The sequence below is a fragment of the Pandoraea pnomenusa genome, assembly GCF_000767615.3.
Classification (GTDB): domain Bacteria; phylum Pseudomonadota; class Gammaproteobacteria; order Burkholderiales; family Burkholderiaceae; genus Pandoraea; species Pandoraea pnomenusa.
Genome location: NZ_CP009553.3, coordinates 1,621,079 through 1,632,880, shown reverse-complemented (window position 1 = coordinate 1,632,880; position 11,802 = coordinate 1,621,079). Strand labels below are relative to the sequence as shown.

The following is an 11,802-nucleotide window of genomic DNA, read 5'->3' as shown; positions in this document are numbered from 1 at the left end:
GAAAACGTCTCGTTGGATGTCGTCGCGCGTCGCCTTGCGTCGCGCGACGACCGGTCCTTGCGTGCGTCCCGGTCAGACGCGATTCAGATCGAATTGCGCCTTGTTGCCTTTGCCGTAGACCTTCAGCGCCCCCTTCTCGCCCACGGCGTTCGGACGAATGAAAATCCAGTTCTGCCAGGCGGACAGGCGGCCGAAGATGCGCGTATTCATCGTCTCGCGGCCGTTGAAGCGCAGGTTTGCCTCCATGCCGGTGAGCGCATCGGGCGACATGGCCGCACGCTCCTCGATGGCGATGCGGATTTCGTCGGGCCAGTCGAGATCGTCCACGGCGGCCGTCACCAGACCGAGTCGCTCGGCTTCGTCCGGACGCACCTGGCGGCCGATCGTGGCGCGCACCGCGTCGAGTTCCTCGGCGTTCTCATAGAACCGGCGCGCCAGGCGCGACTGGTCCGTCACCATCGGCAGCAGGCCGAAATTGACCTCGGTGAGCGTGATGGCCGGCTCGTCTTCCTCGCTTGCCGGCAGCGACGCCATGTAGGTGCGATCGGCGGCAAAGGCGAACTCGGCGAGCGTGCCGGTGAAGCACGAGTCGGGTTCGATCAGGGCGAAAAGCGAGCGCGACGACACATCGATGCGCGCGAACGTGCGGCGCAGCATGCCGATCGTCTCGCGCACGAACCAGTGGTCCTGATGCGCGAGCAACGAGGCATCGGCGGCAAGTACGTGCTTCGCGTCGCCTTCGGTGCGCAGCAGCCACGTGCCGATGTCGAGCTCGTTGGTGCGCAGGTTGAGAATGGCGTCGTCGAGTTCGCGTGCCATCTTCAGCGGCCACCAGTTGATGCCGGCCGCCTCGATGCCCGCGATGTCGGCGGGCGGGGCCGACTTCGGCGCCTTGACGGTGAGGCTCGCCGTGCGATTGGCGCGGTCGATTTCCACTTCGACGAATTCGTAGCGGATCGCGTCCGGCTCGTCGGTGCGCTCGATGCGCGTGAGCGTCACGCCCTTGCCGCCCGGACGATCGCTGCCTTGCGCGAGCTCCAGCGCACGTGCCGCGATCGTCTGCGCGAACTGCGCGGGCTTCACGACTTCGTCGACCAGACGCCACTGCTTGGCTCGCTCGCCGCGAATGCCTTCCACAATGGTGCAGAAAATGTCGGCCCGGTCGTTACGCACATGGCGCTTGTCCGTCAGGCGCGTGAGTCCGCCCGTGCCCGGCAGTACGCCGAGCAGCGGCACTTCCGGCAGCGCAACCGACGACGAGCGGTCGTCGACCAGATAGATCTCGTCACAGGCCAGCGCCAGCTCGTAGCCGCCGCCCGCGCATGCACCGTTCACGGCGGCGAGGAACTTCAGGCCGGAGTGGCGGCTGGAATCCTCGAGACCGTTACGCGTTTCGTTGGTGAACTTGCAGAAATTGACTTTCCAGGCGTGCGACGACAGGCCCAGCATGAAGATGTTCGCGCCAGAGCAGAACACGCGGTCCTTGGCGCTGGTGACCACCACGGTCTTGACTTCCGGATGTTCGAAGCGGATGCGCTGAATGGCATCGTGCAGTTCGATGTCCACGCCCAGGTCGTACGAATTGAGCTTGAGCTTGTAGCCTTCGCGAATGCCGCCGTCTTCCGCAATGTCGATGGCGAGCGTGGCGACGGGGCCGTCGAAGCTCAGCTTCCAGTGCTTGTACTGCGAGGGGTCCGTACGATAGTCGACGTGGGGTTTGCCGAACATGATTGCCTCCAACACGAATAATGATCTTGTTGGATTGCAATATAGTGCAGCACAAACCCATCGTCAACCGTTTATTTAAATAAAAATGAATTATTTTGCAGTTACGCCTCGTCAGTCGGACGATAACTGCACGGCGAGGCGGCCGCGCAACTGCAAATAGGCGTCTGCCAGGGCGCGCCCGCCGGTGTCGAAGCTCATGTCGGCCTTGGCATAGAAGTCCTGTCGGCCGGCCAGAATGCGCTTGAGATCGTCCATGGCTTCGGCATTGCCCGACATCGGGCGCAGGTCACCCTGCGCCACCACCCGCTTCATATGCTCTTCGGGCGAGGCCTGCAACCATACCGTATAGCAATGGGTGAGCAGGAAATTGAACGTCGCGGCATCGCTCACGATGCCGCCCGGCGAGGCGATCACCGCGCGCGGGTGCTCGGCGACGACCGCCTCGAGCGCGCGCAACTCGTATCGACGGTAGGCCGAGGCGCCATACAGCGAGTAAATCTCCGAGGGCGGGCAACCGGCCAGTTGCTCGATCACGCGGTTGAGTTCGACGAACGGCACGTGCATGTCGTCGGCGAGCATGCGACCGAGCGTGGACTTGCCCGCGCCACGCAGCCCGATGAGCGCGATGCGCCCGCGCCGGTCCGGGTCGCGCTCGCTGCCCGCGAACAGTTCGGTGAGTGCCTGGCGCGCGCGCGTGAGCGCCTCGCCGTCGCGTCCATGGAGGATTTCGCGAATGAGCAGCCACTCGGCCGACGACGTCGTTTCGTCGCCCACGATTTCCGCCAATGTGCAATTTAGTGCCTGTGCCAACTGACGCAGGAACAGCACCGACGCATTGCCGACCCCCGACTCCAGATTGGCCACATGGCGCTCGGAGACGCCGGCGTCGAGCGCCAGCGCCTTGCGTGTGAGGCCACGGCGGGCACGCAGCGTGCGTACCCGCTCGCCCAGCGCGACCAGGAACGGGTCCTTCTCACCGGCGCCACGTGCCGTCGGCACCCCATCGGCTTGCGCACTCTTATTCATCGGGGGAGATCCTCGAAGCAGATAACATGTAATATATTGCTTGACAGCGAAATTTGCATGCTCTAATTTTCACCATGCGTCGGTAAAAAAGCAAACACGGGCCAGACCTCTGCGCACCGCCATTGATCGACGTCATACCAACAGACAGTGCGCGGACCGCCATGCGCGCGAACGACAGGGCATTGTCGAGACGATGCCGGCCGGCCTTTGCCGGACCTCTGCTGCCGCCGCGACCGGTGTAGCGCCTGCGAACGTCCCCAGGAGACATGGATGGATGTGCCTCAATTTCAGGCGCTGATTGCCGCGCTCACCCGGCAAATCGACCAACGCCCGCTCGACGCCGGCCTCGCCGACTGGCTCAACACGCACTACGGTGCAGGCTCCCCCGGGTATGAAGCGCTCGCCGACGCCTGCCGCACCGGTGTCGCCGAAGGCTGGCTGTGCAACCGCGAAGGCGGCGGCATTCGCTACGGACGCGTCATCAAACCTTCGCCCGACACGCACGGCTTTTCCGTCGACGTTGTCGACATGGCGGATCTGGCCGGTCCGCATCACGTGCACCCGAATGGCGAAATCGATCTGATCATGCCGCTCACGGCGGGCGCGACCTTCGACGGTCATCCCGCAGGCTGGTGCGTGTACGGCCCCGGCACGGCGCACCGTCCGACGGTCGCCCACGGTCGGGCGCTCGTGCTCTATCTGCTGCCCGAGGGCGCCATCGAATTCACGCGCGGCGCCTGAGCGTCGCGCGCAGGCGCCTGCCGCCTGCTTCCCTGTTTGCTTATCGGTTCATGGACATGCGTACCCCTGCCTTGTTGGAAAACTACGTTGCCGGTCAATGGGTGGCCGGCAGCGGCGAACGCACCGCGCTCACCGACCCCGTGACCGGCGACACGCTCGCCTTCGTCTCGAGCGCCGGGCTCGATCTCGACGCCGCCTTCTCGTATGCGCGCGATACCGCCGGCCCGGCCCTGCGCGCGCTGTCGTATGGCGAGCGCGCCGCGCGTCTGTCACAGATCGTCGCCACGCTGCAGGCGAATCGCGACGACTACTACGCCATTGCCACCGCCAATGCCGGCACGGTCGCCACCGATTCCGCCGTGGACATCGACGGCGCCATCTACACGCTGTCGACGTTTGCGAAGCTCGGCGCGACGCTCGGCGACGCACACACGCTGCTCGACGGTGCCGCCGTGCCGCTCGCGAAAGACGCGTCGTTCGCGGTGCGTCACGTGTTTCGTCCGACGCCGGGCGTCGCGCTCTTCATCAACGCCTTCAACTTCCCGGCCTGGGGGTTGTGGGAGAAGGCCGCCGCCGCCTTGCTCTCGGGCGTGCCGGTGATCGTCAAACCGGCGACATCGACCGCCTGGCTCACGCAGCGCATGGTGGCCGATGTCGTTGCGGCGGGCATCCTGCCGCCGGGCAGCCTGTCGGTGATTTGCGGCAGCGCCGCCGGTCTGCTCGACCGGATCGGCCCGTTCGACATCGTCTCGTTTACCGGCTCGGCCGACACCGCCGCCACGCTGCGTGCCCACCCGGCGTTCACGCAACGCTCCGCGCGCATCAACGTGGAAGCCGACAGCCTGAACAGCGCGATCCTGCTGCCCGACGCCTTGCCCGGCACGCCCGCATTCGACCAGTTCGTGCGTGAAGTGGCGCGCGAAATGACCGTCAAGTCGGGACAGAAGTGCACGGCCATTCGCCGTGCGCTGGTCCCTGCCGAACATTTCGACGCCGCCGCGGCGGCGATCACCGAGCGTCTGGCGAGGACCGTCGTTGGCAACCCGCGCAACGAGACGGTGAAGATGGGCGCGCTCGTGAGCCTCGCGCAAAAGCGCGCCGTGCTCGAGGGCATCGCCCACCTGCAAGCGGAAGCCGAGACGCTGTACGACGGTAATCGTGATGCCGCCTTCGTCGATGCCGGCCCGCAAAGCGCTTGCGTCGCGCCGGTGCTGCTTGGGCTGCGCGACGGCGCGAGCGGCGTGCGCATCCACGACACGGAAGTGTTCGGGCCGGTCGCCACACTCGTCGGTTACCGCGACCTCGACGACGCCATCGCGCTCGCCCGTCGTGCGCGGGGCTCGCTGGTCGTCTCGCTGTACAGCAACGATGCGGTCGCGATGCACGCACCGGCGCTCGCGCTGGCCGACGCGCACGGGCGCGTGCACGCCGTCGATCCGTCCGTCGCGAAATCGCAGACCGGCCACGGCAATGTCATGCCGCAGTCGCTGCATGGCGGTCCGGGTCGCGCCGGCGGTGGCGAGGAGTTGGGCGGATTGCGTGCTCTGCGTTTCTATCATGTGCGCTCGGCCGTTCAGGGCCCCGCCGCGCTGATCGAAGCGCTGACGCAGGATGCCGTGGAATTTCCGAACGGCTGACCCTGCCCCGCCATTCGCGCACTACAGTCAAGTTATCCGCAGCAAGCCGCAAGCCGTCGCAGTCAAGGTGATTCACACAGGCGCCGACAGAGCGCCAAAAGAACTCACGCCGCGTGGGCGCCCCGCATTTGGAGCGACCTCTCGCGGTGATCCACCGGAGGCAACATGGAAGCCGTACTCACCCCACCGCCGGCGAACTTCAACTTCGCCGCGCATCTGGAGGCGCTCAATCGCGAGCGCGCCGCCAAGACTGCATATCTCGACGACACACGCGCCCTCACCTACGGCGAACTGGCCGAGCAAAGCCGGCGCTTCGCCACCGGCCTGGCGCGCGCGGGCGTGCATCGTGAGCAGCGCATTCTGCTCATCATGCTCGACACCGTCGATCTGCCGGTCGCGTTTCTCGGCGCGTTGTATGCGGGCGTGGTGCCCGTGGTCGTCAATACGCTGCTCACCGCCGACGACTATGCGTACATGATCTCGCACAGCAAGGCGCAACTCGTGATCGCGTCCGGCGTGCTCATGCCCACGGTGCAGGCCGCCCTCGACAAAGTGGCGCAGACGGGCCCTGTGCCGCCGTGCATCGTCTCCCAGCCGGTCGCCGCCGAAGCCGGTGCCGCCCCCGCGCTCCCGACCTTCGACGCCCTGGTCGACGGCCCGCCGAGCGCCGTACCGGCGGATACCGCGGGCGACGACATCGCCTTCTGGCTGTATTCGTCCGGCTCGACCGGCAAGCCCAAGGGCACCGTGCATACGCACGCCAACCTTTACTGGACCGCCGAGACCTATGGTCGAAACGTGCTGGGCATTCGAGAAGACGACGTTGCCTTCTCGGCGGCCAAGCTCTTCTTCGCCTACGGTCTGGGCAACGGACTGACGTTCCCGCTGTCGGTCGGGGCGACCGTGATCCTGATGGCTGAGCGTCCGACGGCTGAAGCCGTGGCCCTGCGGCTTCGCCGCCATCGACCGACGATCTTCTACGGTGTGCCCACGCTCTACGCCAACCTGCTCGCCTCGCCGCACCTGCCTGCGCGCGCCGACGTGGCGTTGCGCCTGTGCACGTCGGCCGGCGAAGCGCTGCCGCGCGAGATCGGCGAGCGGTTCACAGCGCACTTCGGCGCCGAAATCCTCGACGGCATCGGCTCGACCGAGATGCTCCACATCTTCCTGTCGAATCGTGCGGGCCAGGTAGCCTACGGCACCACCGGCGAGCCGGTGCCGGGCTATGAAGTGCAATTGCGGGACGAACAGGGTCACCCGGTACCGGACGGCGAGATCGGCGACCTCTACATTCGCGGGCCGAGCGCGGCGCTGATGTATTGGTGCAATCGAGAGAAATCGCGCGCCACGTTCCTCGGCGACTGGCTCAAGAGCGGCGACAAGTATCAACGTCTACCCAATGGGTATTACGTCTATGCCGGGCGCAGTGACGATATGCTCAAGGTCAGCGGCCAATACGTGTCGCCCATCGAAGTGGAAATGGTGCTCATGCAGCACGACGCGGTGCTCGAGGCGGGGGTCGTCGGCCGCGACGATAACGGCCTGACCAAGACGCAGGCGTTTGTCGTGCTCAAGCCGGGCATGGCGCCGACCGAGGCGATGGCCAGCGAGCTCAAGGCCTTCGTCAAGTCGCGTCTGGCACCGCACAAGTATCCGCGCGAGCTGGTGTTTGTCGACGACCTGCCGAAAACGGCTACCGGCAAGGTGCAGCGCTTCAAGCTGCGCGAGTTGTTATAGGAGAAAAGAGAACGATGTCGGACGTACAGTTCGCGCAGATCGAGACGGCCTCGCACGGCCCGCTCTCGCTGGAGTACCGCTGGATTCACCCCGAGCGCAGCCAGGCCCCCCTGCTCGTGTTCCTGCACGAGGGGCTCGGTTCCGTGGCCATGTGGAAGGACTGGCCACAGCAACTCTGCGAGGCCGGGGGATTTCGCGGCCTCGTGTATTCGCGCAACGGTTACGGTCGCTCAACACCGCGCCCGCATGACGAGAAATGGCCGGTGGACTTCATGCACCGGCAGGCACGCGAAGTCCTGCCCGCGTTTCTCGACGCCGTCGGTGTGGGTGCGGCTCAGGCCGAGCGCGTTTGGCTTGTCGGTCACAGCGACGGCGGTTCGATCTCGCTGTTGTTCTCGGCGGCCTTCCCTGACCGGCTCGCCGGTGCCGTGGTCATCGCGCCGCATCTGTTTGTCGAGGACCTCTCGGTGGACAGCATCGCCAGGACGAAGACCGTGTACGAGACGAGCGATCTGCGGGCAAAGCTCGCGCGCTATCACGACGACGTCGATTCCGCGTTCTGGGGATGGAACGACATCTGGCTGAACCCGGCGTTTCGCGACTGGAACCTGGTCGGAGCGGTGGCGAGCATCACGAAGCCGCTGCTGGCGATTCAGGGTGAAGATGACGAGTACGGCACGATGGCGCAAATGGACAGCATTGCGGCCAACGTGCCGCACGCCAGGGTGGTGAAGCTGCCCGCCTGCGGACATTCGCCGCATCGCGACGCGCCACAGGCGCTGGGCGAGGCGATCGTGGCGTTCATCGGCGCGCACGCCGAGCGGCAGGCCGCATGACATCGCGGGCGCCTCCCGATCGGGGGAACGCCCACGGTCCCGTGACGGATCAGATCACGCGTACGCCCGGCTTGCCGGGGCGCATTGCCCCAACGATGCCCGCCTCGGCAAAGCCATCGGCACGGAAGACGGCCAGCACGTCGTCGACAGCCCCGGGCGCGCACGACACCAGCAGGCCGCCGGCCGTTTGCGGATCGCACAGCAGGTCGCGATCGCGCGTGGTCAACCGATCTCCCAGTTCCACCGATGCGCCGTAAGACGCCCAGTTGCGCCCGGAAGCCCCGGTGATGCATCCCTTGTCCGCGAGTTCGCGCACACCGTCGAACAGCGGCACGTCGGCCATGCGCAAATACGCGGCCAGATTCGCGCCGCGGCACATCTCGAGCGTGTGCCCGAGCAGGCCGAAGCCGGTCACGTCGGTGAGCGCATGCACGCCCGGCAGCGCGGCGAGGGCCGGTCCGACGCGGTTCAGGCGCGTGGTCGCATCGATCATGAGGCGATAGCCCGCGTCGTCGAGCTGGTTCTTCTTCAGGGCGGCGGACATGACGCCGACGCCCAACGGCTTGCCGAGCACCAGCACGTCGCCGGCCTGAGCGTCGGCGTTGCGCTTCAGGCGCTTCGGATGCACCACGCCGAGTGCCGCCAGGCCGTAGATCGGCTCCACCGAGTCGATGCTGTGTCCCCCGGCAATCGGAATGCCCGCTTCGGCGCAAATCGATTCGCCGCCGCGCAGAATGTCGCGAATCGTCTCGCGCGGCAGCACGTTGATCGGCATGCCGACGATGGCCAGCGCAAAGATCGGCTTGCCGCCCATGGCGTAGATGTCGGACAGCGCGTTGGTCGCGGCAATGCGGCCGAAGTCGTACGGATCGTCGACGATCGGCATGAAGAAGTCGGTCGTGGCGATGATGGCCTGCTCGTCGTTGAGCTGATAGACCGCGGCATCGTCCGACGTTTCCGTGCCGACGAGCAGCGCGGCAGGCGCGGGCAGCGGCGTATCGTTGCGGGCCAGGAGTTCGGACAGCACGCCCGGCGCGATCTTGCAGCCGCAGCCGCCGCCGTGCGAAAGCGAAGTCAGGCGCGGAGCGGCCGGCGTGGCGCCCGCTTGGGTTGCATCGATTGCGGTCATGGTGGTTGGTGTTCGTTTATCGAAACTCGACGTATTATGGAGCAGCTTTGCCCTTGTAGCACCCTCTCACATGCGCCGTGAGCGCTGAACCCTAGGGGACCTCTCCATGCAACGCCGCCGCTTTCTCTCTCTGGGCGCCTGCGCCCTGCCCGCCTCCCTTCTCACCAGCTCGCTGCTGCCCGTCCAGGCACACGCGTCGCCGCGCGCCGCCTCGCCGCACGACGCCGCCGACGGCTGGCGCACGTTCGAGCTGACGACGCAGGTCGATCTGCCCGCCGCCGCCGCGGGCGGCGGCCCCGCGCGAGTCTGGCTGCCCGTGGCGACTTCGCCCGGCGGCGGCTACCAGCAGGCACTCGGCACCCGCTGGGAGGCGCCCGGCGCGAAGGCGGAACTTCGCATGGTGCGCGGTGCGGCAGGCGTGGGGGTGCCGATGCTCGCGGTCGCCTGGCCGGATGCGACGCAGGCCCGTACCGTCACGCTGGTCAACACCTTCGCCACACGCGACAGGCGCGTCGATTTGTCGCAGCCGCCGTCGGCCGATGCCCCGAAGGAAGCGCCGGCCGTGCTGCGCCAGTATCTGCAGCCCACGACGCTCCAGCCGACGGATGGGCTCGTGCGCGAGACCGCCGAGAAAATCACGCGCGGCCAACAGGGCGACGTGGAGAAAGCGCGCGCCATCTACGAGTGGATCGTGGACAACTGTCGGCGTGAAGGATCGGTGCGCGGCTGCGGCACGGGCGACGTGCGCTACATGCTTACCACCGGCAATCTCGCGGGCAAATGCGCCGACATCAACGCGTTGTTCACCGCGCTGGCGCGCTCGGTGGGCATTCCGGCGCGCGACGCCTACGGCGTGCGGGTCGCCGCCTCGCAGCATGGTTTCAACAGCCTGGGCAAGGCCGGCGACGTGACGCGGGCCCAGCATTGCCGCGCCGAATTCCATGCCGCCGGCTATGGCTGGGTGCCAGTGGACCCGGCTGACGTGCGCAAGGTCGTGCTCGAGGAAGTGCCGGGCGGCCTGCCGCTCGACGACCTGCGCGTACGCGCTGCCCGCGCCATGCTCTTTGGTCAGTGGGAAATGAACTGGGTCGCATTCAATCACGGCGCGGACATCGCGCTGCCGGGCGCCACGCGAGCGAACCGCGAGCCCGTGCCGTTCCTCATGTATCCGAACGGCGAAGTGGCGAATGCCCGGCTCGACAGTCTTGACCCGGACACGTTCCGCTATCGCATGAGCGCGCGCGAGCTGACCGCCTGACCCGCGGCGTTTGCCTTTCGTTCACGCCGAACGGTCGATCTGCCGACCGACCGGCCACCAGAATGATCGCGCCGCGCAACGTGCGGCGCGACATCACGTCCCGAGGAGCGCCTTGCCATGCAGCGCCGACATTTCCTTCACACGATGGGCGCCATTGGCGCCGCCGGAGCCGTCGGCGCGATCGGCGGCATGAGCGCGCCGACCATGGCGGCAGGACCGTCCAAGGGCACGGCGCAAGTCGACGACAGCGTGCTGGCCGGCACCTCCGGCGGCACGCTCTCGGCATGGCGCGGCGCCACACCGGCGTTTTCGCTGCCGGCCCTCGACGGCACCACGCATGCCTCGTCGGCATGGCGCGGGCGAGTGGTCATCCTCAACTTCTGGGCGACGTGGTGTGCGCCGTGTCGCGAGGAAATCCCGGCCATGGGAGCGGTGGCGCGGCAGTATCGCGAGCGCGGACTGATGCTCGTCGCCGTCAACTACAAGGAACCGCCGGCCACCGTGAAGCCGTTCGTCGACAAAGTCCCCATCGACGGCACCGTGCTGCTCGACATCGACGGCGCCGTCTACAAGCGCTTCGGTCCGATCGGACTGCCGGCGACGTATCTCATCGACCGCGCCGGCAATGCGCGCTTCTGGCGCATGGGCGAACTCGAATGGAGCGACATCGGCCTGCACGGCCACATCGAAACGTTGCTCGCGCAAAAGGGCGGCACGTCCGCCTGACGGGCCGCCGCTCCCGGTCGACCCCGCCTGCCCTATTCCGGCGCGACCGAGCGCGCCGCGACGTGGACATGATCGAGCAGCCGCGCCGTGGGGCCGGCCAGCACGCCCTCGCGATAGGCGCAGTACAGGGGCGCGCGCGGCGGCGGCGCGAGCGGACGGTACACGATGCCCTCCACCTGCATGCGCATGAGCGATGCGGGCACCACCGACACACCGAGCCCTGCCGCCACGAGTGAGAGCGTGGTGAGCAAACGCGGCGCCTCCTGTTCGATGTTCGGGCTGAAGCCCGCGCCGTGGCATGCGGCGATGATCGCGTCGTACAACCCCTGCCCCGTGCGTCGCCGGTAAAGAATCAGCTTCTCGGCAGCGATGGCGGTCATCGGGACCACCGCCTTGCCCGCACGCCCCGTGAGGGCCAACGGATGCGCCGACGGTGCGGCGAGCACCATCGGCTCTTCGAGTACCGGCACAAACGTGATCTGCCCCGTATCGCCCTGCGGCTGACGAATGAAGGCCACGTCGAGCTGGCCGTCGCGCAGGCTGTCGAGCAGCTCGCTCGTGCTCGCTTCGTCGAGCATCAGGGAAACGGACGGCGCGTCGGCGCGGAACGCCCGGATCACCGTCGGCACGAACGGATGCAACGCCGCCGAACTCGTGAAGCCCACCGAGAGCCGCCCCTTCACCCCCGCCGCCACGCGACGTACGTCGTCGACCGCCTGGTCGAGTTTGCGCACGACTTCGTACGCGTCGGCAAGAAAGGCCTGTCCGGCGTCGGTCAGCGCCATCCCGCGCGGCAGCCGCTCGAACAGCGTGACGCCCAATTGCGTCTCGAGCACCCGGATCTGCTGCGAAAGCGGCGGCTGGCCGATGCCCAGCCGCTCGGCCGCCCGCGTCATGTGCCCGGTTTCGGCTACCGCAATGAAGTAGCGCAACAGGCGTACGTCGATGTTTGCCATATTGATTCGATATGATTCAAGTCACTTC

10 protein-coding genes are annotated in these 11,802 nt (G+C 67.0%); 6 read left to right on the top strand and 4 right to left on the bottom strand.

The window, feature by feature from the left end:
- Nucleotides 1-72: 72 nt before the first annotated feature.
- Together boxC and LV28_RS31485 are read right to left on the bottom strand one after the other, a co-directional pair.
- Nucleotides 73-1,728 carry a 2,3-epoxybenzoyl-CoA dihydrolase gene (boxC, locus tag LV28_RS31490; RefSeq protein WP_023595045.1) on the bottom strand — a complete coding sequence of 552 codons (1,656 nt, stop codon included), beginning with the start codon at nt 1,726-1,728 and terminating at the stop codon, nt 73-75.
- A 111-nt stretch (nt 1,729-1,839) separates the two neighbouring features.
- Nucleotides 1,840-2,754, bottom strand: a complete 915-nt coding sequence (locus LV28_RS31485) for a helix-turn-helix transcriptional regulator (protein WP_023595044.1) — start codon at nt 2,752-2,754, stop codon at nt 1,840-1,842.
- 270 nt (nt 2,755-3,024) lie between these two features.
- Between LV28_RS31485 and LV28_RS31480 the strand changes: the two genes are divergently transcribed.
- From LV28_RS31480 to LV28_RS31465, 4 genes are all read left to right on the top strand, one after another.
- The gene (locus LV28_RS31480; protein WP_023871873.1) at nt 3,025-3,495 is read left to right on the top strand and encodes a DUF4863 family protein; all 471 of its coding nucleotides are present in this window, start codon (nt 3,025-3,027) and stop codon (nt 3,493-3,495) included.
- A 50-nt stretch (nt 3,496-3,545) separates the two neighbouring features.
- The gene (locus tag LV28_RS31475) at nt 3,546-5,132 is read left to right on the top strand and encodes a 3,4-dehydroadipyl-CoA semialdehyde dehydrogenase (protein ID WP_025250508.1); all 1,587 of its coding nucleotides are present in this window, start codon (nt 3,546-3,548) and stop codon (nt 5,130-5,132) included.
- A gap of 165 nt (nt 5,133-5,297) precedes the next feature.
- A complete protein-coding gene (locus LV28_RS31470) occupies nt 5,298-6,869 on the top strand; it encodes a benzoate-CoA ligase family protein (RefSeq protein WP_023595043.1) in 1,572 nt (523 codons plus the stop codon).
- 14 nt (nt 6,870-6,883) lie between these two features.
- A complete protein-coding gene (locus LV28_RS31465; protein ID WP_025250507.1) occupies nt 6,884-7,705 on the top strand; it encodes an alpha/beta fold hydrolase in 822 nt (273 codons plus the stop codon).
- 49 nt (nt 7,706-7,754) lie between these two features.
- Here the strand turns inward: LV28_RS31465 and selD are convergent, their stop codons facing one another.
- Nucleotides 7,755-8,834: a selenide, water dikinase SelD gene (gene selD / locus LV28_RS31460; RefSeq protein WP_023595041.1), complete on the bottom strand. Its 1,080-nt coding sequence runs from the start codon at nt 8,832-8,834 to the stop codon at nt 7,755-7,757.
- Nucleotides 8,835-8,940: 106 nt separating this feature from the next.
- Between selD and LV28_RS31455 the strand changes: the two genes are divergently transcribed.
- Both LV28_RS31455 and LV28_RS31450 read left to right on the top strand, forming a co-directional pair.
- Nucleotides 8,941-10,092 carry a transglutaminase-like domain-containing protein gene (locus LV28_RS31455; protein ID WP_023595040.1) on the top strand — a complete coding sequence of 384 codons (1,152 nt, stop codon included), beginning with the start codon at nt 8,941-8,943 and terminating at the stop codon, nt 10,090-10,092.
- Nucleotides 10,093-10,209: 117 nt separating this feature from the next.
- Nucleotides 10,210-10,818 carry a TlpA family protein disulfide reductase gene (locus LV28_RS31450; protein WP_048806409.1) on the top strand — a complete coding sequence of 203 codons (609 nt, stop codon included), beginning with the start codon at nt 10,210-10,212 and terminating at the stop codon, nt 10,816-10,818.
- A gap of 32 nt (nt 10,819-10,850) precedes the next feature.
- On the opposite strand, the gene LV28_RS31445 is transcribed toward LV28_RS31450, so the two are convergent.
- Nucleotides 10,851-11,774, bottom strand: coding sequence for a LysR family transcriptional regulator (locus LV28_RS31445; RefSeq protein WP_023871877.1), 924 nt, complete (start codon nt 11,772-11,774; stop codon nt 10,851-10,853).
- Nucleotides 11,775-11,802: the final 28 nt, after the last annotated feature.

Bases quoted from the DNA above. Each gene is read 5' to 3' on its own strand.
- LV28_RS31480 (WP_023871873.1), top strand. From the start codon at position 3,025: ATGGATGTGCCTCAATTTCAGGCGCTGATTGCCGCGCTCACCCGGCAA.
- LV28_RS31445 (WP_023871877.1), bottom strand. From the start codon at position 11,774: ATGGCAAACATCGACGTACGCCTGTTGCGCTACTTCATTGCGGTAGCC.
- LV28_RS31470 (WP_023595043.1), top strand. From the start codon at position 5,298: ATGGAAGCCGTACTCACCCCACCGCCGGCGAACTTCAACTTCGCCGCG.
- LV28_RS31455 (WP_023595040.1), top strand. From the start codon at position 8,941: ATGCAACGCCGCCGCTTTCTCTCTCTGGGCGCCTGCGCCCTGCCCGCC.
- selD (WP_023595041.1), bottom strand. From the start codon at position 8,834: ATGACCGCAATCGATGCAACCCAAGCGGGCGCCACGCCGGCCGCTCCG.
- LV28_RS31450 (WP_048806409.1), top strand. From the start codon at position 10,210: ATGCAGCGCCGACATTTCCTTCACACGATGGGCGCCATTGGCGCCGCC.
- LV28_RS31475 (WP_025250508.1), top strand. From the start codon at position 3,546: ATGGACATGCGTACCCCTGCCTTGTTGGAAAACTACGTTGCCGGTCAA.
- LV28_RS31485 (WP_023595044.1), bottom strand. From the start codon at position 2,754: ATGAATAAGAGTGCGCAAGCCGATGGGGTGCCGACGGCACGTGGCGCC.
- boxC (WP_023595045.1), bottom strand. From the start codon at position 1,728: ATGTTCGGCAAACCCCACGTCGACTATCGTACGGACCCCTCGCAGTAC.
- LV28_RS31465 (WP_025250507.1), top strand. From the start codon at position 6,884: ATGTCGGACGTACAGTTCGCGCAGATCGAGACGGCCTCGCACGGCCCG.